Origin of the sequence: Pseudomonas fluorescens, assembly GCF_012974785.1 — a bacterium.
Classification (GTDB): Bacteria; Pseudomonadota; Gammaproteobacteria; order Pseudomonadales; family Pseudomonadaceae; genus Aquipseudomonas; species Aquipseudomonas fluorescens_BT.
The window spans coordinates 1,411,246-1,433,872 of record NZ_CP027561.1 but is presented as its reverse complement, the minus strand read 5'-3'; the positions used below and the strand labels follow the sequence as shown (position 1 = coordinate 1,433,872).

18 protein-coding genes are annotated in these 22,627 nt (G+C 60.5%); 10 read left to right on the top strand and 8 right to left on the bottom strand.

The window, feature by feature from the left end; genetic code table 11:
* Nucleotides 1–148: 148 nt before the first annotated feature.
* Both C6Y56_RS06400 and pcaR read right to left on the bottom strand, forming a co-directional pair.
* Entirely contained in the window at nucleotides 149–1,495 is a 1,347-nt protein-coding gene (locus tag C6Y56_RS06400; RefSeq protein ID WP_169429177.1) for an MFS transporter, read from the bottom strand.
* Between the two features lie 295 nt (nucleotides 1,496–1,790).
* Nucleotides 1,791–2,633, bottom strand: a complete 843-nt coding sequence (gene pcaR, locus C6Y56_RS06395) for a pca regulon transcriptional regulator PcaR (RefSeq protein ID WP_169429176.1) — start codon at nucleotides 2,631–2,633, stop codon at nucleotides 1,791–1,793.
* A 642-nt stretch (nucleotides 2,634–3,275) separates the two neighbouring features.
* On the opposite strand from pcaR, the gene C6Y56_RS06390 reads away from it, so the two are divergent.
* Nucleotides 3,276–3,476 (top strand): hypothetical protein, encoded by a 201-nt coding sequence (locus C6Y56_RS06390; RefSeq protein WP_007957826.1) that lies wholly within the window; start codon nucleotides 3,276–3,278, stop codon nucleotides 3,474–3,476.
* Between the two features lie 375 nt (nucleotides 3,477–3,851).
* Nucleotides 3,852–5,327 carry an inorganic phosphate transporter gene (locus C6Y56_RS06385; protein ID WP_085712967.1) on the top strand — a complete coding sequence of 492 codons (1,476 nt, stop codon included), beginning with the start codon at nucleotides 3,852–3,854 and terminating at the stop codon, nucleotides 5,325–5,327.
* A gap of 565 nt (nucleotides 5,328–5,892) precedes the next feature.
* On the opposite strand, the gene ccoM is transcribed toward C6Y56_RS06385, so the two are convergent.
* Nucleotides 5,893–6,009 carry a cytochrome c oxidase subunit CcoM gene (ccoM, locus tag C6Y56_RS29360; protein ID WP_007959205.1) on the bottom strand — a complete coding sequence of 39 codons (117 nt, stop codon included), beginning with the start codon at nucleotides 6,007–6,009 and terminating at the stop codon, nucleotides 5,893–5,895.
* Between the two features lie 146 nt (nucleotides 6,010–6,155).
* On the bottom strand, nucleotides 6,156–6,317 hold the full coding sequence (locus C6Y56_RS06380) for a hypothetical protein (protein ID WP_167443762.1): 162 nt from the start codon (nucleotides 6,315–6,317) through the stop codon (nucleotides 6,156–6,158).
* A gap of 185 nt (nucleotides 6,318–6,502) precedes the next feature.
* Here C6Y56_RS06380 and C6Y56_RS06375 point away from each other — a divergent pair, with 185 nt between their 5' ends.
* The 3 genes from C6Y56_RS06375 (at nucleotide 6,503) to C6Y56_RS06365 (ending at nucleotide 9,136) form a co-directional block, all read left to right on the top strand.
* Nucleotides 6,503–7,369, top strand: a complete 867-nt coding sequence (locus C6Y56_RS06375; RefSeq protein ID WP_169429175.1) for a LysR substrate-binding domain-containing protein — start codon at nucleotides 6,503–6,505, stop codon at nucleotides 7,367–7,369.
* A gap of 88 nt (nucleotides 7,370–7,457) precedes the next feature.
* Nucleotides 7,458–7,928, top strand: coding sequence for a RidA family protein (locus tag C6Y56_RS06370; RefSeq protein ID WP_169429174.1), 471 nt, complete (start codon nucleotides 7,458–7,460; stop codon nucleotides 7,926–7,928).
* Nucleotides 7,925–9,136: an aminotransferase class V-fold PLP-dependent enzyme gene (locus tag C6Y56_RS06365; RefSeq protein ID WP_169429173.1), complete on the top strand. Its 1,212-nt coding sequence runs from the start codon at nucleotides 7,925–7,927 to the stop codon at nucleotides 9,134–9,136. The genes C6Y56_RS06370 and C6Y56_RS06365 overlap by 4 nt, the downstream gene beginning before the upstream one ends.
* On the opposite strand, the gene C6Y56_RS06360 is transcribed toward C6Y56_RS06365, so the two are convergent.
* Nucleotides 9,106–9,447, bottom strand: a complete 342-nt coding sequence (locus C6Y56_RS06360; protein WP_169429172.1) for an aspartate-semialdehyde dehydrogenase — start codon at nucleotides 9,445–9,447, stop codon at nucleotides 9,106–9,108. The two genes, C6Y56_RS06365 and C6Y56_RS06360, sit on opposite strands and share 31 nt — an antisense overlap.
* Nucleotides 9,448–9,688: 241 nt before the next feature.
* Here C6Y56_RS06360 and rapA point away from each other — a divergent pair, with 241 nt between their 5' ends.
* Nucleotides 9,689–12,535 carry an RNA polymerase-associated protein RapA gene (rapA, locus tag C6Y56_RS06355; protein WP_169429171.1) on the top strand — a complete coding sequence of 949 codons (2,847 nt, stop codon included), beginning with the start codon at nucleotides 9,689–9,691 and terminating at the stop codon, nucleotides 12,533–12,535.
* Nucleotides 12,536–12,722: 187 nt separating this feature from the next.
* On the opposite strand, the gene C6Y56_RS06350 is transcribed toward rapA, so the two are convergent.
* Nucleotides 12,723–14,072 (bottom strand): spinster family MFS transporter, encoded by a 1,350-nt coding sequence (locus tag C6Y56_RS06350; RefSeq protein WP_169429170.1) that lies wholly within the window; start codon nucleotides 14,070–14,072, stop codon nucleotides 12,723–12,725.
* A gap of 302 nt (nucleotides 14,073–14,374) precedes the next feature.
* On the opposite strand from C6Y56_RS06350, the gene C6Y56_RS06345 reads away from it, so the two are divergent.
* Both C6Y56_RS06345 and C6Y56_RS06340 read left to right on the top strand, forming a co-directional pair.
* Nucleotides 14,375–14,728 (top strand): YkgJ family cysteine cluster protein, encoded by a 354-nt coding sequence (locus C6Y56_RS06345; protein ID WP_169432602.1) that lies wholly within the window; start codon nucleotides 14,375–14,377, stop codon nucleotides 14,726–14,728.
* A gap of 148 nt (nucleotides 14,729–14,876) precedes the next feature.
* The gene (locus C6Y56_RS06340) at nucleotides 14,877–17,159 is read left to right on the top strand and encodes a putative bifunctional diguanylate cyclase/phosphodiesterase (RefSeq protein WP_169429169.1); all 2,283 of its coding nucleotides are present in this window, start codon (nucleotides 14,877–14,879) and stop codon (nucleotides 17,157–17,159) included.
* On the opposite strand, the gene C6Y56_RS06335 is transcribed toward C6Y56_RS06340, so the two are convergent.
* The gene (locus C6Y56_RS06335; protein ID WP_169429168.1) at nucleotides 17,050–17,946 is read right to left on the bottom strand and encodes an NAD(P)-dependent oxidoreductase; all 897 of its coding nucleotides are present in this window, start codon (nucleotides 17,944–17,946) and stop codon (nucleotides 17,050–17,052) included. The genes C6Y56_RS06340 and C6Y56_RS06335 overlap by 110 nt on opposite strands.
* 196 nt (nucleotides 17,947–18,142) lie before the next feature.
* Here C6Y56_RS06335 and C6Y56_RS06330 point away from each other — a divergent pair, with 196 nt between their 5' ends.
* A complete protein-coding gene (locus C6Y56_RS06330) occupies nucleotides 18,143–20,344 on the top strand; it encodes a hypothetical protein (RefSeq protein WP_169429167.1) in 2,202 nt (733 codons plus the stop codon).
* A gap of 294 nt (nucleotides 20,345–20,638) precedes the next feature.
* Here the strand turns inward: C6Y56_RS06330 and C6Y56_RS06325 are convergent, their stop codons facing one another.
* Complete coding sequence (locus tag C6Y56_RS06325; RefSeq protein WP_169429166.1) at nucleotides 20,639–20,944, bottom strand: DUF2288 domain-containing protein; 306 nt, start codon at nucleotides 20,942–20,944, stop codon at nucleotides 20,639–20,641.
* A gap of 352 nt (nucleotides 20,945–21,296) precedes the next feature.
* Here C6Y56_RS06325 and C6Y56_RS06320 point away from each other — a divergent pair, with 352 nt between their 5' ends.
* Nucleotides 21,297–22,424: a branched-chain amino acid ABC transporter substrate-binding protein gene (locus C6Y56_RS06320; protein ID WP_169429165.1), complete on the top strand. Its 1,128-nt coding sequence runs from the start codon at nucleotides 21,297–21,299 to the stop codon at nucleotides 22,422–22,424.
* Nucleotides 22,425–22,627 lie beyond the last annotated feature (203 nt).

Below are 22,627 nucleotides of genomic sequence, written 5' to 3'. Positions count from 1 at the left end.
GTTACCTACCTATCAATCAACATCAAAAACTTCTTCGGAACGCCTTCGCGAACAAGGTCGCTCCCACATTTTGAAATGCATTCCAATGTGGGAGCGGGTTTGCCCGCGAAGGCGCCGGAACATTCAGCGCGGATCAAAATGACTCAACTCAAGTCGCATCCGCATGACTGACCAGGCCCTTGATCACCACCGCTGCCGTGGCCAGGCCCGCCGGAATCACCAGCGCCGTCAGCACTTGCTCGAAATTCCAGCCCAGGCCCAGCAGGGTCGCGCCCATCCACGCCCCGAGAATCGCACCGAAGCGGCCAATCCCGAGCATCCACGACACACCGGTGGCCCGCCCCTGAGTCGGATAAAAACGCGCCGCCAGCGACGGCATCGCCGATTGCGCACCGTTGACACACATGCCCGCCACCAGCACCAGCGTCGCCAGCAACGTGATGTTGCCCAGGCTCTGCCCGACCGCGTAGGCAAACACCCCGGCCAGCAGGTAGAAAATGCCGATGACCTTGTGCGGATTGAACCGGTCCATCGCCCAACCCACGCCGACCGCACTCAGCACCCCGCCGAACTGGAACAACGCGCCGATAAACGCCGCCTGCTCCATGCTCGCGCCGCTGTCGCGCATCAGGGTCGGCAGCCAGCTGGTCAGCAGGTAAACGATGACAAGGCCCATGAAATAGGTCAGCCACAACAGCAACGTACCGACGCTGTAGGTTCCGGAGAAAATCACCGCGAACACGTTGCGTGCCTTGACGGTTTTCTGTTCCGGCACGCTGAAACTCGCTGCCTGGGCGACGGTGACCGGGTCGATCGGCGCAAGGGTTTTGCGGACTTTGTCCGTGCCACGATTACGCACCACCAGATAACGCGCCGATTCCGGCAGCCAGACCAGCAACACCACAGCGAGGATCAGCGGCAAAATCCCGCCGATCAGCAACAGGCTGTGCCAGCCGAACGCCGGAATCAGCTTGGCCGAGATGAATCCACCGCCGGCCATGCCCAGGTTGAAGCCACAGAACATGCTGGTCACCAGAAGCGATTTCTTGCGCTCCGGGGTGTATTCCGACAGCAGCGTGGTGGCGTTCGGCATGCCGGCACCCAGCCCCAGACCGGTGAGGAAGCGCAGCACCAGCAGTTGCTCGACGTTGGTGGCGTAGGCCGACGCCAGGCTGAAGGCACCGAACAGAAATACCGCGCCGACCAGTACGACTTTTCGCCCGAAGCGGTCAGCCAGCGGACCGGAACCCAGCGCACCGAAAACCATGCCGATCAGCGCGGCGCTCATCACCGGACCGAGGCTGGCGCGGTCGATGCCCCAGTCCTGGGACAGGGCCGGCGCGATGAATCCCATGGCCGCCGTGTCGAGGCCATCGAGAAAGACAATCAGGAAACACAGAATCACCACCCGCCACTGATAGCGCGAGATCGGTTGGGCATTGATGAAGGACTGCACGTCGAGGCAGTTACCTACAGCGGACTGAGGCTGGTTCATTATTTTTATTTCCACGCAAAAAACGCAGTCGAACAGCGGCCGGCCAAAGACAGGCACGGACACAAGCATATAAGGAGGGAATCAGGCGTTGCGCTAAAACCGGCAACAGGAACAGGAGCAGCGACAGTCGGGGAACGTGCGCATGGGAAGTTGCCTCTTGTCATTATTATGGGAGTCGACGATCCGGCGGGCTCATTCACAACAGCGCCGGATGACGCTGCCGCGACATTAATGATCCGGGGGTTTTAGCGTCAATTCGATAAACGCAACTCTGTGCGTTTATCGAACAGCTTCATCAGGTGAACAACTGCGCACTGAGGTCACGGCTGGCACTCAACAAGCTCGGCAGAAAGCGCTGTTCCAGCTCGGTACGGCTGACGCGGCCGGCGTGAGTGCTGACGTTGAGCGCCGCCACCACCTGGCCGGAGGCGTCGTACACCGGCACCGCAATCGAACGCAGGCCTTGTTCGAGTTCCTGATCGACGATGCACCAGCCTTGCTGCCGCACTTCCTGCAGACACTTGAGCAAGGACTCGGGGGTGTGCAGCGTACGGCTGGTCTTGGCCACCAGTTCGGCATGGTCGAGGTATTCGCGCAGCGACGTGTCGTCCAGTGCCGCCAGCAGGATCCGGCCCATGGACGTGCAGTACGCCGGCAAACGTCCGCCCACTGACAGATCCACCGAAATCAGGCGCTGGGTGGTGGCCGAACGGGCGATGTAAAGAATGTCGTCACCCTCCAGCGTAGCCATGTTGCAGGCCTCGTGCAGTTGTTCGCTCATGCGGTCGAGGTACGGCTGTGCGGAGACTGCAAGCGGCGTCGAAGAGAGATAGGCATGACCGAGGGTCAGCACTTTGGGCAGCAACGAATAAGTACGACCGTCGGTGGTGGCGTAACCGAGTTTGATCAGGGTATGCAGGCAACGGCGCACGGCGGCGCGAGGGATTTCCGTACGGTGGCTGATCTGGGCGATGGTCAGATGACGCTTGCGTTCCTGAAAGGCCTGCACCACCGCCAGCCCACGGGCCAGGGAGGTCATGAAATCCGGATCGCCGGTCATGGCCTCGATACGTTTGGCCGCAGAGGCAACGATCGGTGGCGCCACCGATGTAAAGGAATTGCGCATTTGATCGTTCATGTCAGGTCCTTTTCCTGTACGGATCGACGGCTATACAAGCGGCTCGCGAGTAAATGCACAAGCAGCAGATCGCCAACATTGGGCGATTATCGAACCATCGACCGATAATCGCAAACCCTCGTTTGGCTCAGAACGGAAGCGGCTTGACGCAGTTTTCAACTCGCTATCTTTCATGCGCCTGCCCTCTTAGTTGTTCGGCTAAATGGCGCCAGAAACACAACACCCGGCAACCACGATGCAACTACCGGTAAAAGTTGCGAGTCACAAAACAATCACACATCCGGAACCGTTTTTAACTTGGCAAAGATAGTCAATCCCGATTCGGCCGCTATAATGCATCTCAGTGGCGCCGTACTTTTATTTGCCGTCGACGCCATTTGCCGAAGCAATGTCCATTGCCTTCGGCCCCGGCCAGCGCCTGATGACCATCACCCATGCACCGCCAGCGCGCTCGCTGAAACAGGAAACTGATGCTGCGTCAGTTTTAATCTGGTGCCGTAGCCGCCTGTAACATGGAAGTCTTGATCCTCCTGCCGATTACACTGCCGCCAGCCTTGGCAGCAGCCAGTTGGCGAACCGGTTCAATCGATTCGTTGCAGTGCGTTTCACCAGACATTTATCTCAACTCATACAGGTAGCACTGTGACGAAAGACGAACTGCGCGCGGAACTTGAGCGCCAGGAACAACGTTACAAGGAAGTTTACGGCGGGGAAGTCACCACCTACGCCGCCCAGCCCGAACCGGAACGCAAAGCCTGGCGTAAACGCCCTACCGTTCAGGATCAGGTCTTCCAGCAAGAACTGAAAAAAATGGAAGAGGAACTCAAAGCCGAAGAGCCTTGACGCCGTCCTTTGCATCTTTCGAGGGTAAACGTACTCACCGGGTTACAAGCACGGTGGGCTGACGATGCCTTGCGCGCCCGCTACCCGCGGGCAGCGGCCAACTCCCCTGTATTGCACAGGTTTGGAGCATGTCAGGCACGTTTCTCAGATATTTCATACAAGCTTCTGCACCCTCCCGCACACCGGCCAAGAAGCCGGTGCTTCGCATTTTTATCAATTGAATCAATACCTTGTAAAACCCCGCGAAAAGCTCGGGTAATGCGCCCTGATACAAATTAATTCGTTGAAGAATGTTACCGATGAGCAGGTAGGGGATCGATTTCCAGTCTTTTCTGGCATAATCGCGCCCCCTTATGACCGGGTCAGAAAACCTTCATGATCGATTTATTCAGCGGACTGGATGCCTGGGTGCTTGTGAGCCTCCTGCTCGCCCTGACATTTGTCCTCGCCTTCGAGTTCATCAATGGATTTCATGACACCGCTAACGCGGTAGCCACTGTTATCTACACCAAAGCGATGCCGCCTCACCTGGCGGTGTTCTTCTCGGGCGTGTTCAACTTCCTCGGCGTATTGCTGGGTGGCGTCGGCGTGGCTTACGCCATTGTCCACCTGCTGCCGGTAGAACTGTTGATCAACGTGAACACCGGCCATGGTCTGGCAATGGTGTTCTCGCTGCTCGCCGCCGCCATCGCCTGGAACCTGGGCACGTGGTACTTCGGTATCCCGGCCTCCAGCTCCCACACCCTGATCGGTTCGATCCTCGGTGTCGGCCTGGCCAATGCCCTGATCAACGACATTCCGCTGGGTGATGGCGTGAACTGGCAGAAAGCGATCGATATCGGTGCTTCGCTGGTGTTCTCGCCAATGGCTGGCTTCCTGGTGGCCGCACTGGTGCTGATCGGCCTGAAATGGTGGCGTCCGCTGTCGAAAATGCACAAGACTCCAGAACAGCGCCGCAAGATCGACGACAAGAAGCATCCACCTTTCTGGAATCGCCTGGTCCTGGTGATGTCCGCCATGGCCATGAGCTTCGTACACGGCTCCAACGATGGTCAGAAAGGCATCGGCCTGATCATGCTGGTCCTGATCGGTATCGTGCCTGCGCAGTTCGTGCTCGACCTGAACAGCACCACCTATCAGATCGAACGTACTCGCGATGCGACCCTGCACCTGAGCCAGTTCTACCAGCGCAACGCCGCCACCCTCGGCGAATTCCTGGCCCTGGGCAAAAGTGTCGAAGGCGACCTGCCGGAAAAATTCCGCTGCAACCCGCAGCAGACCGAACCGACCATTTCCGCCCTGCTCCACACGCTCAAAGGTGTATCGGATTACCACTCGCTGCCGGCGGAGAGCCGCATCGAAGTGCGCCGCTACCTGCTCTGCCTGGACGATACCGCGAAGAAAGTGGCCAAACTCCCGGGCCTTGAGGCTCGTGAAAAGGCTGACCTGGACAAGCTGCGCAAAGACCTGACCACCACGACCGAATACGCCCCGTTCTGGGTGATTCTGGCGGTTGCCCTGGCCCTGGGTCTGGGCACCATGATCGGCTGGAAACGCGTGGTCCTGACCATCGGCGAGAAAATCGGCAAGCAAGGCATGACCTATGCCCAGGGCATGTCGGCGCAGATCACCGCAGCGAGCATGATCGGCCTGGCCAACATCTTCAGCCTGCCGGTGTCCACCACCCACGTTCTGTCCTCGGGCGTGGCCGGCACCATGGTCGCCAACAAAAGCGGCCTGCAAGGCGGCACGGTGAAAACCATCCTGCTGGCCTGGGTCCTGACCCTGCCAGCCACCGTGGCCCTGTCGGCCGGCCTGTTCTGGCTGGCGTCGAAGGCACTGGGTAGCTGATAGACCGTTGTAAAGAAAAAGGCGTGATTCGAAAGGATCACGCCTTTTTTGTTGCCTTCAGAAATGGAACGCGGAGCGTCCAGGGCTGCATTCCCACGCAGAGCGTGGGAACGATCAAAGCAAAAGCAGTCCGCTTTCCGCTCCTCACCACTCAACACGATGAGCGTTAGCTCGAGTACCGCTCTTGACGTGCCGGCCCCATCGGAAGGCTGAGTGGAGGGATTGATCCGGGGGTGGGAGCGCAGCGACCGTGCGGCGAAGCCGCATGCATCGAGAGGAGGTGCAGCGAAGCAAACCGTAGGCGATGCCCCGGATGAATCCCGGAACGAAGGAACGCCGAGCCAAAGCGAGGTGCCGAACGCAGGGGCCAAGCCTTTTGCTTACTTTTTGGCGTTTGAAAAAGTGAGCCGCCGTAAGGGCGGAACCGCCAGCGGCAGCACCCGAAGCAACGGATATTCACCCAAAACAACCCAAAGCATGGTCGGCCCAAAGGCCGCCAAGACACAAAAAAAAGGGCAACCGAAGTTGCCCAAAATGCCTTGCGTGCTCATCAAACCCGGAAGAATCAAGGCTTCTTGCGCTTGTTCGCATCCTTCCAGATAAAAAATCCAAACCCTGCAAAAAACAGAACCATGAGCCCCACCGTCAGAACCCCGGCAAACACCACGTTATCGAAAAACATGACTGACCTCCTGGCCCCTGCTTTGCTGCGATGGAGCCAAGTTAACCAATCGGGCAGGCGCAGAAATTGACCGGGATCAATGCCGGTCAAGGTGCGGAGGAAAGAAAGGGAAATAACTGACCTGCATCAACGGATGCAGAGGGAGATCAGCGCTTTTTCGGTTTGTTTTTCGACTTTTTCTTCGGTTTTCCCAACGGCATGGCCTGTTCGAATGCCTTGCGCACTTCATTCAGGCGTTTTTCGTTGAGGTCGTGAACCCGCTTGGCGCGTTCGGTGCTGAGGTCGATCAGTTTGTCGTCTTGGCTCATGGCGTTCGGTGCATCGCTTGGACTGAATCACAACTGCCGGAACACCGACAGGACTGCGCCAATAATGCGGCCTGGCGCAGGCGCTGACCAGCCACTGACCTGAACGCTCTACAACAATTCATGTACCGCCCACCGGATTTGCCCGCACAATCGGCGCCTCGCCCTGAACCCGAAGGATCTGCGCCGTGCCCCTGCATCAGGATCTGCCACCGCTGATGGCCTTGCGCGCCTTTGAGGCCGTGGCCCGCCATTTGAGCTTCATCAAGGCTGCCGATGAGCTGTCGGTGACCCAAAGCGCGATCAGCCATCAGGTGCACAAACTTGAAGAATTCCTCGATCAGCGACTGTTCGTGCGCCGCACCCGGGCGATCGATCTGACGCCGGCCGGCGAACAATACTACCGACAGATCGAACCGGCCCTTGCCGCGATTGCCGCCGCCACCCACGAACTGCGCGGCGAGCGCCCCACCACCCTGCGCATCGGTCTGCTCGCCTCCTTCGCCACCCTGTGGCTGGCACCGCGTCTGGCGGATTTCAACGCGAAATACCCGAACATCCATGTCGAGCTGCTGCCCGCCGTGCAACTGGCCGATGTCGACGCTGGCGAGGTGGATCTGGCGATCCGCTACGGCAAGGGTGGTTGGGCGAAAGTCGAGGCCCGCCGGTTCATGGGCGAAACCCTGACGCCAGTGTGCAGCCCGGCCTTCAAGGCCAAGGGCGTGAACAACGGGCCGTTGCTGATGGCCAAGTCGCATCAGCCGTTCGAATGGATGGACTGGCAGCAACACAGCGGCATCGATCTGGCTCATGTGCCCAGCGTCATGCTGCATGACTACAACATCGTCGTCGAAGCGGCCGTTGCCGGCCAGGGCATTGCCATGGGCCGTGAACGAATGATCGAACGGCGTTTCAAGGAAGGCGCCTTGGTGCCGGCCTTCGACACGCCGCCAATGGTCGGCGAGATCGGTTATTGGCTGGTCACCCCGCAACGACCGCTCACGCCGGCAGCGCAATGTTTCTGCCAATGGCTGGAGGACACCGCGAACGCATGAGTTTTTTGGATGCGTCGGATTAAATCTATCCGTTTGTCGCCCTTCGCTCGCGCCAACATGCTGAAGCCCTCACTCAGGAGGACTTCCCATGACCGATTCCCTCAGCCAACGCGTTCAACAACTCGGCCTGCGCCTGTCCGAACCGAGCCAGCCGATCGCCAACTACGTCAACCATGTGGTCAGTCAAAATCAGCTGTTCATCTCCGGGCAGATTCCATTGCTCGACGGCCAACCTGCCTTCATTGGGCGACTGGGCGAAGCAATCTCCGATGAAGAAGGAGTTAAAGCCGCTGAACTGGCTGCCCTGGGACTGCTCGCCCAGTTGAGCCATGCGCTGGGCGATGACCTGTCGAAACTGGTGCGCATCCTGCGCCTCGGGGTGTTCGTGGCCGCCACACCGGACTTCAAGGCTCAGGGCGTCGTCGCCAACGGCGCCTCGAATCTGCTGGTCAAAGCCCTCGGCGACAAGGGCCGGCACGTGCGCACCGCGGTCGGCGTGTCGAGCCTGCCGGCCGGCGTTGCGGTGGAAATCGACGCGATCTTCGAGCTCAAGCCGTGAACATCGACGACATCCTGCGTCTGCGCACCGCCACACCTGGCTGCGCTCAGTTGATCCACTTCAACCACGCCGGCGCTTCCTTGCCGAGCCAGGCCACTCTCGACGCGGTGATCGAACAGTTGCAACGCGAAGCGCTCGGCGGGCCGATGGAGATGGCCGACATTCAAGTGCAGGAACGCGCACGAGCAGCCGCAGCCACCCTGCTCAATGCCCAGCCCGAGGACATCGCCTTTGCCAGCAGCGGCTCGGCGGCCTGGAGTCAGGCGTTCAACGCACTGGGGCCGTGGCAGCCCGGCGAACGGATTCTGGTCGGACGCCATGAATGGGCCGGCAATCTGGCGTGCATGGCCGAAGCGGTGAAGGCCGGCGCGCGGCTCGAAGTGATTCCTTGTGACGCCCACGGTGCAGTCGACCCGCAAGCCCTGGCGCAGATGATCGACGGCCAGGTGCGGCTGATCGCCCTGACCTGGCTACCGGCCAACGGTGGTCTGATCAACCCCGCCGCGCAGATCGGCCGCGTGGCGCGGCGTCACGGCATCCCTTATTTCATTGACGCCGGTCAGGCGCTGGGGCAGTTGCCCTGCGATGTCCAGGTCTTGCAGTGCGACGTGCTGAAGGGTGCCGGGCGCAAGTTCCTGCGCGGGCCGCGCGGCACGGCGTTGATGTACATTCGGCCGCAATTCCTGCAACGGTTGCTCCCCGTGCAACGCGATGTACTGTCGGCGCCATGGGATGGCAAGCGCTTTACCCTGCGCGACGACGCCCGTCGCTTTGAAACCAGTGAAGTGTCGCTGGCGCTGCTGGCCGGGATGGCCAACGCGCTGGAAGAGTACAACCGCCTCGGCGCGATCCCCGTCCGCCGGCGCATCGAACAACTGAGCAGTGGATTGCGCCAACGCCTGAGGGCGATTCCCGGCCTGACGCTGCGGGATCTCGGAGCGGCCAATCAACAATCCGGGCTGATCGCCTTCACGCTTGAAGGCTGGGACAGTGTGGCGCTGAAGCAGACGTTGGCCGAGCGGCGAATCAACATCGGCGCCAATGGCGTGGCCTACACGCCGCTGGACATGCAGGCGCGTGGGCTGGTGAACATTGCGCGGGTGTCGGTGAGCTATCTGAATACCGAAGAAGAAATCGAAGTATTGCTGACGAATCTGGCTGAGTTGGCCGCCCAGCCTCAGATCTCGATGTCGACCCACAGGCCCTGACGCGGCTGGTCTTCCATCAGCGGCACCACCGGTACGGTGTTGTCGGCATTGAGTTCGGTGCCAGGAACGGCGAGGTGCGCTTCGGGGTCGTCGTCGGTTTCACGGCGGCGACGATCACGCTCCTGCTGGCGGCGCTGCTCTTCGCGCAGCAGGTAACCGTCCTCTTCCGGATCGCGCTTTTGCAGGTCGATGGTGCTTTCGTTGGAGCTTTCCTGCACCGGTACCACCGGGGGAATATCCGGCCGCTGGCGGATCGGGTCCTGTTGGGATGTGATCGGCACGGCGCTCAGGGGGAGCATCGGTGGCAACATATGAAGGGTCTCCTGTCAGCAGGCTATCGGCTGCGGCATCGGGGCCTTGAGCCATCGGTCGAAAACTTGTGACCGGGTTGGCACTCATTCGTGCCGCCAGCGCTCGTGAAACCGACACATGACCTAATCTTCCTTCCGTTGGCCGTCGGCATTTAATAGCCGCACGCGACGCCTAATCCTTTGGCCTCAGGGCCTCATTCCGTTAAGATAGCCCGCTTTTTCAAGGTGGGAGTCAGGCAGCATGGCGCAGCAGTATCAACCGGGGCAACGCTGGATCAGTGACAGCGAAGCAGAGCTTGGTTTAGGCACCGTTCTGGCACAGGACGGCCGCTTGTTGACCGTGCTTTACCCGGCCACTGGCGAAACCCGCCAGTACGCGCTAAGGAATGCGCCCCTGACCCGCGTGCGATTCTCGCCGGGCGACTCCATCACCCACTTCGAAGGCTGGAAGATGACCGTGCGCGAAGTCGAGGATGCCGATGGCCTGCTCGTCTATCACGGTCTGAATGCCGAGAACGAAGCTGTCACCCTGCCGGAAACCCAGCTGTCGAACTTCATCCAGTTCCGCCTGGCCAGCGACCGTCTGTTCGCCGGCCAGATCGACCCGCTGGCGTGGTTCTCCCTGCGCTACCACACCCTGGAACACACCAGCCGCCAGTTGCAATCCGCGCTCTGGGGCCTTGGCGGCGTGCGCGCGCAACCCATCGCCCACCAGTTGCACATTGCCCGTGAAGTCGCCGACCGCATCGCGCCGCGCGTATTGCTGGCGGACGAAGTGGGTCTGGGCAAGACCATCGAAGCCGGTCTGGTAATCCATCGCCAATTGCTTTCCGGCCGTGCCAATCGCGTGCTGATCCTGGTGCCGGAAAACCTCCAGCACCAATGGCTGGTGGAAATGCGCCGCCGCTTCAACCTGCAGGTCGCGCTGTTCGACGAAGAACGCTTCATCGAAAGCGATGCCTCCAACCCGTTCGAAGACACCCAGCTGGCCCTGGTGGCGCTGGAATGGCTGGTTGAAGACGAAAAGGCCCAGGACGCGCTGTTCGCCGCCGGCTGGGATCTGATGGTGGTCGACGAAGCGCACCACCTGGTGTGGCACGAAGACAAGGTCAGCCCGGAATACTCGCTGGTCGAACAACTGGCTGAAACCATCCCGGGCGTGCTGCTGCTCACCGCCACCCCGGAACAACTGGGCCAGGACAGCCACTTCGCCCGTCTGCGCCTGCTCGACCCCAACCGCTTCCATGACCTGGCCGCCTTCCGCGCCGAAAGCGAAAACTATCGCCCGGTGGCCGAAGCCGTTCAGGAGCTGCTGGACAAGGGCCGTCTCTCGGCCGAAGCGCACAAGACCATCCACGGCTTCCTCGGCAACGAAGGCGAAGCCCTGCTCACCGCCGTCAACGATGGCGACAGCGAAGCCAGCGCCCGCCTCGTGCGTGAACTGCTCGACCGTCACGGCACAGGCCGCGTGCTGTTTCGCAACACCCGCGCCGCCGTGCAGGGCTTCCCGGAGCGCAAGCTGCACCCGTACCCGTTGCCGTGCCCGGACGAATACCTCGAACTGCCACTGGGCGATCACGCCGAGCTGTACCCGGAAGTCAGCTTCCAGTCCCAGCCGGACGCCAGCGAAGAAGAACGCTGGTGGAAATTCGACCCGCGTGTCGAGTGGCTGATCGACCAGCTGAAAATGCTCAAGCGCACCAAAGTGCTGGTGATCTGCGCCCACGCCGAAACCGCGATGGACCTGGAAGACGCGCTGCGCGTGCGCTCCGGCATCCCGGCCACGGTGTTCCATGAAGGCATGAACATCCTCGAGCGTGACCGCGCTGCCGCCTACTTCGCCGATGAAGAGTTCGGCGCGCAGGTGCTGATCTGCTCGGAAATCGGCAGTGAAGGTCGCAACTTCCAGTTCGCTCATCACCTGGTGTTGTTCGATCTGCCGTCCCATCCGGACCTGCTGGAACAGCGCATCGGTCGTCTGGACCGGATCGGCCAGAAGCACATCATCGAACTGCACGTCCCGTACCTGGAAACCAGCCCGCAAGAGCGTCTGTTCCAGTGGTATCACGAAGCGCTGAACGCGTTCCTCAACACCTGCCCGACCGGCAACGCCTTGCAGCACCAGTTCGGCCCGCGCCTGCTGCCGCTGCTCGAAGAAGCCGACGACGGCGAGTGGCAAGCGCTGATCGACGAAGCGCGCACCGAGCGCGAGCGTCTGGAAGCCGAGCTGCACACCGGTCGCGACCGCCTGCTGGAGCTGAACTCCGGTGGCGCCGGCGAAGGTGAAGCACTGGTCGAGGCAATTCTGGAACAGGACGACCAGTTCGCCCTGCCGATCTACATGGAAACCCTGTTCGACGCGTTCGGCATCGACAGCGAAGACCATTCGGAAAACGCCCTGATCCTCAAGCCGAGCGAGAAGATGCTCGACGCCAGTTTCCCGCTGGGCGACGACGAAGGCGTGACCATCACCTACGACCGCAACCAGGCGCTGTCGCGCGAAGACATGCAGTTCATCACCTGGGAACACCCGATGGTGCAGGGTGGCATGGATCTGGTGCTGTCCGGTTCGATGGGCAACACAGCTGTCGCGCTGATCAAGAACAAGGCGTTGAAGCCGGGCACCGTCTTGCTGGAACTGCTGTACGTCAGCGAAGTGGTGGCTCCGCGTTCGCTGCAACTGGGCCGTTACCTGCCGCCGGCCGCCCTGCGCTGCCTGCTCGATGCCAACGGCAACGACCTGTCGTCGCGCGTGGCCTTCGAGACCCTGAACGATCAACTGGAAAGCGTACCGCGCGCCAGCGCCAACAAGTTCATTCAGGCCCAGCGCGATCAGCTGACGCCGCGGATCAACGCTGGTGAAGACAAGGTCACTCCGCGTCACGCCGAGCGCGTGGCCGAGGCCCGCCGCCGTCTGGCAGCGGACACCGACGAAGAGCTGGCGCGCCTGACCGCCCTGCAAGCAGTCAACCCGACCGTGCGCGACAGCGAACTGGTTGCCCTGCGCAAACAGCGCGAGCAAGGCCTGGCCATGCTCGACAAGGCAGCGCTGCGACTGGAAGCGATCCGGGTGCTGGTGGCGGGTTAAACCGCCCTGCTCCATCGCCACCCATGAAAAGGCCCGCAGCGATGCGGGCCTTTTTGTTTGCCTGAAAATCATTGATAGATGCCTATACCCCTTTCGCGAGCAGGCTCGCTCCCACAGGTTTTATAACGATCACATAATTTGTGAACGACCTCGATCACTGTGGGAGCGAGCCTGCTCGCGAAGGCGGTTATGCAGTCACCGCTGCAACCTCTGGCTCAACCACCGCCACCATCCCGTCCTTCATCCGCTTCGCATCCCGCACAAAACACCGCGACGCCAGAAACAGAAACACCATCGTAAAGAACAGCGCCACCGGGATCAGGTACATCGCATCATGCAGGCCGACAGCCTTGAATGCCTCGGTCATCTGTTCGGCCCCCGCCGAAATCATGGCCGACTTGGCAAAGTGATCCGACAAACCGCCCACCACCACTGGCCCCAAACCTCCGCCCAGCAAATACAACCCGGCAAAGAACAGCGCCATCGCCGTGGCCCGCAGTCGTGGTTCGACCACGTCCTGAATCGCCGTGTAGACACAGGTGTAGAAGTTGTAGGCAAACAGCCAGCCGACACTGAACAGCGCGACAAACACACCGATCTCGATCCGTCCCGCATGCAGCGCCCAGGCCGTGCACACGGTGGAGACAATCAGGCTGAACGCTGCAAACAGCAACCGGCCGCTGGCCACGCGCTGGTGGATCTTGTCGGCGATCCAGCCGCCGAGGGTCAGGCCGATCAGACCGGTCACACCGACGATCAGCCCGGTGGCCACCGCCGCCTCCTGCAACGGCATCAGGAAATAGCGCTGCAGCATCGGCACCAGAAACGAGTTGCAGGCATACGTCGCAAAGTTGAAGCACAACCCGGCCATCACCAGCCACAGAAACGTCGGCACCGCCAGCACCCGGCGAATCGGCTTGTCGACCTTCTCTTGCGACACCTGCACGGTTTCTGCCGCGCCGCGCTTGGGTTCCTTGATAAAAAACATGAACACCGCCAGCAGCAGCCCCGGCACCGCGGCAATGAAGAACGGCGCGCGCCAGCTGTCGAAGGCCTTGACCATCGCGCCGATGGTGAAAAACGCCAACAGCAGCCCCAACGGCAGGCCCAGCATGAAGATGCCCATGGCCCGCGCCCGACGGTGGGCCGGGAACAGGTCACCGATCAGCGAGTTGGCCGCCGGTGCGTAACTGGCCTCGCCGATGCCGATGCCCATGCGCACCAGCAGAAAACTCCAGAAGCTGCCCACCAGGCCGTTGACCGCCGTCAGCGCGCTCCAGGTGGCCAACCCCCAGCCCATCAATTTGCTGCGCGAGCCAGTGTCGGCCATGCGCCCCAAGGGCAGACCGGCAATGGCATAAACGATGGTGAATGCGGTGCCGACGATCCCCAGCTGAAAGTCGCTGAGGTGCCATTCCATGCGGATCGGCTCGATGATGATCGCGGGGATGGTGCGATCGAAGAAGTTGAACAGGTTGGCGAGGAACAACAGGAACAGAATGCGCCAGGCATTCGCCGCTTGGGTCGAGTTCTGCATGGGTCCGTCTCTTTTATTGTTATGGGGCTTCACTGCCGACGCATTCGAGCCCGGAACCTGCAATCTAGTCACGCTCGTCGGGGCTGTCTGTGATCATTCGCCAGCCTGATAGGGAGCCATGGCACTGTAACGAAACGTAAGCCCTTGAAAAGGCTCGAATCCCCCGAAAACCGGGGGTTTTGCGGAAAAATCCGGCAATGAAAAAATACTTTCGCGCCCCCCTTCCCAACGCCGTGGCAAAGCCTAGAATGGCCGCCGGATCCGTCCGGATCCTGCCGATCAATCCCTTTGATGCCCCTCCCATGTCCGATGTCAGTCCGTGTCTGAATTGCGGTGCCTGCTGTTCCCATTTTCGTGTGTCATTTTTCTGGGGTGAATGCGCATCCTCCGGCGGGACCGTGCCCGATGAGCTGGTCACCCAGATCACACCCAGCCGGGTCGCCATGATCGGTACCGACCGCAAGGCGCCGCGCTGCACCGCGCTGGAGGGCGAAGTCGGAAAGGCGGTGAGTTGCACGATCTACGACAAGCGCTCAAGCCCCTGCCGCGAGTTCGAGGCGTCGTGGGAAAACGGCGAGCAGAACACCGATTGCGACAAGGCCCGTGCCCGCTTCGGCCTGCCGCCGTTGCAACCGCACTGGAACGAGGTCGCCTGAGCCTTAGCGCCAATCGCTATGGCGCTCATGCCAAAATCATTAGAACCAATATGCCACTACGGCTTGCGCCCCGAAATCGGCCTCTATACTGCATTCATTCGCCTGCGTTCATGACGCAGTAAGGAAGCACTCAGAGACGGGGCATGCTATGGAGTGGCTTGGTTTGCAGTTTGTTGCCGAGCTGCCGCACAGCGGGCAGATCATTCTCAATTGCACACACAATCCATTGCTGGTGCTGATCGCCTATCTGGTGGCGTGCGCCGCGAGTTTTGCCACCCTCGACATGGCGGAACGCGTCGGCCACGCCGAAGACCTCGGATCGCGCAGGCTCTGGCGCTGGATCGGCGCCACCTGCCTGGCCGGCGGCATCTGGGCCATGCATTTCATCAGCATGCTGGCGTTCCAGACTCCGATCGACATCCAGTACGACCTCGCCATCACCCTGTTCTCCCTGCTGATCGCCTTGCTGGCGTCCTGGCTGGCAATGCACACCCTGAGCGAGCCACAGCCCAGCCTGCTGCAATACCTCAAGACCGCCATTGTCATCGGCCTGGGCATCGCCGGCATGCATTACGTCGGCATGGCCGCCATGCAGTCGGCGGCCAGCGCCTACTACGATCCCATCCTGTTCATCCTGTCGATCGTGATCGCCATCGCGGCCAGTTTCGCCGCGCTGTGGGTGGCCGGGTATTTGCGCGAAGGCAGCGGTCTGCACATCCAGATGCTCAAGTACGTGGCCGCCCTGATTCTCGGCGCCGGCATCATCAGCATGCATTTCACGGCCATGGCAGCGCTGAACCTGATGTTGCCGGAGGGACACATCCCTACCCTCAAGGCCGAGACCAACCATCTGCAACTGGGGCTCACCGTTGCCTTCATCACCCTGCTGATCCTCGGCAGCGCCATCAGCGCCGCCCTGGCCGACAAGAAACTGCAGAACAAGGAGGATGACCTGCGCCGGGTCAACATGCTGCTCAGCCAGCTCGATCAGGCGCGCGTGTCGCTGCAGCAGGCGGCCAATTACGATGCCCTGACCAACCTGATCAACCGTCGCGGTTTCAACCAGATCTTTGCCGAAAAACTCAGCCAGAAATCCACCGAGGGCGGCATGCTCGCGGTGATGTTTCTCGACATCGACCATTTCAAGCGCATCAATGATAGCCTCGGTCATGACGCCGGCGACCAGTTGCTCAAAGTCATCGCCCAGCACATCAAGGGCTCGGTGCGCGGCCACGAAGACGTGGTCGCGCGTTTCGGCGGCGATGAGTTCTGCATCCTCATCGGCCTGCGGGACCGCGAGGAGGCTCGCAACCTGGCCCAGCGCATCATGCTCAAGATGAAAGAGCCGATCGAACTGGCCGGACGACGCATGGTGATGACCACCAGCATCGGCATCAGCCTGTTTCCCGAGGACGGCACCACTTGCGAGGAACTGCTCAAGCACGCGGACCTGGCGCTGTACCAATCCAAGGGGGCCGGGCGCAACGGCGTGCACTTCTTCGACTGCAACCTGAAAAACCGCGCCAGCCAGGAACTGCAACTGGAAGAAGAATTGCGCCATGCCCTGCGCGAAGAAAACGGGCTGATTCTGTATTACCAACCGATCTTCGAATTGAAGACCGGCAAGGTCACCAAGCTCGAAGCGCTGATTCGCTGGCAACACCCGGTGCACGGCCTGCTGACTCCGGACCGTTTTATCGCCATTGCGGAAAACAATGGCCTGATCGCCGAGCTGGACAACTGGGTGCTGCGCAAGGCCTGTGAAGACCTTGGCGAACTGTCGCGCCATGGCTGCGACGAACTGAAAATCGCCTGGAACTGCTCACCGCTGAACCTGGCCCGGGAAGAACTGGCCAACGAAATCGAACGGGCCTTGCGCAGCGCCGGGGTCGCCCCCGAACGGCTCGAGCTGGAAGTGACCGAGAACGCCCTGATGGGCAACATCGCCAATACGCTGGTGCTGTTGCGGCAGATCCGCGCCCTCGGGGTATCGCTGTCGATCGATGATTTTGGTACCGGCTATTCGTCGCTCGCCTACCTCAAGCGTCTGCCGCTCAACACCTTGAAAGTCGACCGTTCGTTCATCCTCGACATACCCAAGGCCACCGCCGACATGGAGATCGTCCAGGCGATCATCGTCATGGCTCACACCCTGCACTTGCAAGTGGTCACCGAAGGCGTGGAAAGCCTGGAGCAATACGAATTCCTCGAGCGCTCCGGGTGCGACTTCATTCAGGGTTACCTGCTCAGCCGCCCGGTGCCGCTGGAAGAACTGCGCCCGGTCCTCGAAGAAATCAATCAGCGCAAACACCCTCACGCGGTCAATCCGTTGTCTCTGGCCCGCGGAACATTTGCACCAGCGTCGATGGATCTTTCTCCAAAAAGCCCTGCGCCCCATGCAGGCGCATCAGTTGTGCGGCCAATCCGCTGATCGGCGTGGCCGAGCCGGTTTCCCGGGAAAACTTCACTGCGGTATCCAGATCTTTCAGCAGCGTGCGCACGTGCCACTTCACCGGCTCGAAACGGCTTTCGGCCATTTGCGGGGCGAGGATCTGCAACGGTTTGGAATCGGCAAAGCCACCGGCCAGCGCTTCGGCGATCAGACTGGCATCGACCCCGGCCTGTTCGGCCAGCGCCACCACTTCGGCGATCACCAAAGCATTGCAGGCGACGATCATCTGATTGCAGGCCTTGGTCACCTGACCGGCGCCGACACCGCCCATGTGTGTGACGCGTTGCCCGAGGGCGAGCAAAACCGGGCGTACGCGATCAAGATCCGTTTCATCTCCGCCGACCATGATCGCCAGACTGCCGGCCTCGGCCCCGGCCACTCCGCCAGACACCGGCGAATCGAGCCAGGCCATGCCTGTCTTGCCGGCCAGCTCGGCTGCCATCTCACGGGTGGCAGTGGGTTCGAGGCTGGAAAAATCCACCAGCAACTGACCGGGTTTCGCCCCTTCAGCCACGCCGGTCGGGCCGAACACCACCTCGCGCACCACCGCCGTGTCCGCCAGACAGAGCATCACCACGTCGGCGTGCCCGCACAGTTCGGCCGGGGTTGCGACTTGCCGGGCACCCGCCTCGACCAGCGGCGCGCACTTGGCCGGGTTGCGGTTCCACACGGTCAGCGGATAACCGGCGGCCAGCAGACGCCGGCACATCGGCAGGCCCATCAGCCCGATTCCGGCAAACCCCAACGAAGGTCGCGTTGACATCATTTCGCCTCCTTTTGATTAAAGATCGCCGAATAATGGCCGATCCATCATCAATCAGGAAAGGATTCCCCCGTGCGACACACAGGCAAAGACCCTGACGCACGGGCCAAATACGCGCAGCAAAAAGACGCGAGATCCCATTCCGTGAGGCTCGACGACAGCGGTCGCCGAACCAACCAGTCCAGGTACATGGCGCACAATGACCTCTAAAAATAATCCGGCCACTGCGGTATCCGATCTGACCCTGAGCCCTGCAGCGAACAGCCCCACCCCGATGAAGCCATTGCCACCCTCGCGCCCGCTGGGCACCCAGCAATACCTGTACTTCACCGAAACCAACACTGACCGCATCCTCGACAACCTCGACGGCCTGCGTGATCTGGTGTTCCCGCGTCCGCCGCACCTGGAAGGTGACAACGAGCAGCACAACGACCAGGAATTCCCGTCGGTGTGCCTGATCGGCCTCGGTCGCTGCGGTTCCAACATCGCCCTCGACGTGGCGGAGCTGGTGTACAACGCGCGCAAGTTCTACCTCAACGAATTCAACAATGAAGACCGCGCGGCCGACCGTCGTCTGGCCTCCGACAAAGGCTACAGCCCGGCCCAGTGGATCAAGCAGAACCTGCGGATCGGCCCGAACAAGTCGACCAAGCCAGTGTTCCTGGTCGAGCCGCTGGTGATGCTCGGCGACCTCGACAAGGACATCGCCGGGCGCATCCGCTTCTCGCGCAAGGGCGAAAAAAGCGGCTTCCTGCGCGACTACAGCAAAATGAAGATCATGGACTTGTCCGAAGTCCACGCCGGTGGCGCCGGTAACGCGCCGATCCTCGGCCAGTACCTGGCGAAGATCATCCTCAACAAGGACACCCAGCGTTTCTCCAGCCCTGACTGGAAAATGATCCACTCGTACCTGATCGACAGCTGCGGCATCAAGGCCAACCAGTCGCGCCTGTATTTCTCGATCTTCAGTGCCGGCGGCGGTACCGGCTCGGGCATGGCCTCGGAATTCGGCCTGGCCCAGCAGCACTCGTACATGAACAAGACGTTCGACACCAAGCCGATGGACGAGCATGACGGCAAGAGCGGTCATTCGTTCGTGTTCGAACCGATCTTCACCAGCGGCATCTGCGTGCTGCCGAACATTTCCGACCACCGCAGCGAAATGTCCGAGGCGCTGCACATCAACGCCGGTCGCCTGCTGTGCAAATACCTGTCGGAAGAATGGGATTTCTCGTACAACTTCGCCAACGAAGACAGCAGCGAAGCCAGCGTCATGGGCCGTATCCGCCCATGGAACGCGATGATGCTGATTTCCAACGACATCATGCGTTACGCCGAAGAGAGCGATGACGGCAACATCCAGAACATTGATGTCAATGCGATGGAGAAGCACGCCAACCAGTACATCTCGCAGCAGATCTTCAACATTCTGACGGCCCAGGCGGTCACGACCGACTACGACCAGAACTATTTCCGTCGCGCCGGCATCGACATCGGCGAGACCATTCGCCTGGACGCCAACGACCTGTTCATGAGTCTGGCCGGCCCGGTGGCGATTGCCTACGCAGAATCGGTAGTGCCGGAAACGCCGCCACCGAGCAGCGACAAGTTCAAGGTGTTCGACAAAGAACCGCAGCGCCTGAACATCGACGACCTGTTCTTCCGCTCGATCGATCTGCCGCACTTCAACAAGGTCACTCAGGCCATCGAAGGCATCAGCCTGCTGCCGATCGAATCCAAGCGCTACCGCGCGTCGCTTGAGCAGTACAAGAATTCCGGCTACGACGCCGCCGCGCTGCACGACCTGCACTTTTTCAAGAACTGCTCGTCGGTGGTCTCGATCGTCTCGCTGCCGAAAGACTACAAGCTGTCGTACATGGACCTGAACCGGTTGAAGACTCACCTCAACAGCCTGTTCCCCAACACCACGCTCAAGCGCTACGCGCTGGTGATCGGTGCATCGGCCAACCTGTCGCTGACCACCCTGATCGCCAAGAGCCCGTGCCTGTCGGACGACTTCCTGACCCTGATCGTGGCGTTCATCAAGCGTTGCTTCGCGAAGACCCCGTACCGTTTCGACGAAACCCTCGACAACTCGATCCTCGACTTCATCATCAATGAGGAATTCGACGAAGCGCGCATCGACGACCTGCTCAACGAGTTCGAGAACCCGGCGAAGATCCTCGATACCAACTGGTACGCGATCAAGCCGATGTACGAGAAGAAGTACCGCGAGCTGATCAACGACAAAGAGAAGTTTGTCTCGATCAACGACATTCGTCTGTCGCGAGACTGCGTGAAGAAGTCGATCAAGTACCTGCGCGAGATCTATCGTCACCGGATCGGCAAGACCAAGGTTATTTCGCTCAATAACCATACCGGCAAGACTTACTCGGTCTGACATCAGACCGAGGCGCCGCCATCGCGAGCAGGCTCGCTCCCACATTGGAATGCGTCTCCTGTGGGAGCGGGCTTGCTCGCGAAGGGGCCCTGCAATTCACTGAAGATTTCAGGCTTTTCCAACATCCCGAAACAATTAAGCAGCCGTTAGGCTGCTTACTAAACTGTGCCCGTTACGTTTACGTCACCGTTATGCCACCTGCGCTTGTGGCGTTTCTCTACGGCAACGTGCCATCACGCTACTCGGCTACACACTTTTTTCCGGCACTTGCTCGCACCAACAAGGTGCAACCCTTCAGACCGACGCCCTTTCCTGGACCAGAATCCACGGCCGTACCACCACCGCCCACATCTGCGGATCACGTTCGAAAATATCCAGCGCCCGCGTTTCAGACAGCTTCGCGACCTTGTCTTCGGCCAGCCAGGCAGCGACTTTCTCGCCTTGATCCGAGGCCACGGCTTCGGCGACGGCGATCAAATCCAGGTCGCCGTCGACCCACAATAGGGCACCCTGGGCGTAGAAGCGCTCCAGCTCCTTCCAGGTAATAGATGCGGTTTCACCAAGCAGCTTGGCATAGAGGGTGCTAGGTTCTTGATTCATGGGACTGTCCGGAAAAGAAATCGGCGCGAATGATAACGTCGGTGGTCCGGCAGAAAAACCCGGTAGCAAAAGGCTGTACCGAACGAAAAGCGCAGGAAAGCCAAGGAATGCTGATGATTGAGGCATAAGCCCTCTGAAAGACCCGCCGCAATTCTGTCTTTTTCTTTCATTAAAGCGACACCCTCAGGTTTTGCCCCTTGGCGCCAGCTTCCCAGGCCAACAACCGGCGCTCTACACTGTACCGGTACAGTTGCCGGGGGCATTTCCGGAAGGTATCGCGAAGATATCCAGCCCGGTTCTGTTGCTACGGCGCCAGGACTCTAAAAAAATACAACAGTAAGAGTGGAGCACTATGACTAAGGCTACTAAGCAGATTTCCAAACTGTTTGCCGCTATGGTACTGGCCGGGGCGGCCAGCCATTCGTTCGCAGCTGACACCATCAAGATCGGTATCGCCGGCCCTAAAACCGGTCCAGTAGCCCAGTACGGCGACATGCAGTTCAGTGGCGCCAAAATGGCCATCGAACAGATCAACGCCAAGGGCGGCGTCGACGGCAAGAAACTCGAAGCCGTTGAATACGATGACGCCTGCGATCCAAAACAAGCGGTAGCGGTAGCGAACAAGGTCGTCAACGACGGCGTCAAGTTCGTGGTCGGTCACCTGTGCTCCAGCTCCACCCAGCCTGCTTCGGACATCTACGAAGACGAAGGCGTGATCATGATCACCCCGGCTGCCACCAGCCCGGACATCACCAACCGTGGTTACAAGATGGTCTTCCGCACCATCGGTCTGGACAGCGCCCAGGGCCCTGCCGCCGGTAACTACATCGCCGATCACGTGAAGCCGAAAATCGTTGCTGTCCTGCACGACAAGCAGCAATACGGCGAAGGCATCGCCACCGCCGTCAAGGCAACCCTGGAGAAGAAAGGCGTGAAAGTCGCCGTGTTCGAAGGCGTCAACGCCGGCGACAAGGACTTCTCTTCGATGATCTCCAAGCTCAAGCAAGCCAACGTCGACTTCGTCTACTACGGCGGCTACCACCCGGAGCTGGGCCTGATCCTGCGTCAGTCCGAGGAAAAAGGCCTGAAAGCCAAGTTCATGGGGCCGGAAGGCGTGGGTAACGACTCTATCTCGCAGATTGCCAAGGACGCGTCCGAAGGCCTGCTGGTGACCCTGCCGAAGTCCTTCGACCAGGATCCGGCCAACGTTGCGCTGGCTGATGCATTCAAGGCCAAGAAAGAAGACCCGAGCGGCCCGTTCGTGTTCCCGTCCTACTCGGCAGTTGAAGTGATTGCCGGTGGTATCAGCGCGGCCAAATCCGAAGACCCTGCGAAAGTGGCGGCTGCCATTCACGCCGGCACCTTCAAGACCCCTACCGGCGACCTGAGCTTCGACGCCAAGGGCGACCTGAAGGACTTCAAGTTCGTGGTCTACCAGTGGCACTTCGGCAAACCTAAAACCGAAGTGTCGCCTCAGTAAGGCGCTGCCTGACTGACTGCCAATAAAGCCCACGGCGTGCCGTGGGCTTTGTTTTACGAATGTATTGGGCCGCGCTGGCGTGATCCGCCAGTCTCCCCACCTGAAAATCTCAAAACCGTCATCAGCGGTTCGCTGGCAAAACCCGGATTCGAAGTGGATAGAGATCCACGGGGCCGGGCGGGAAAATGACTCCACCAGTGAAA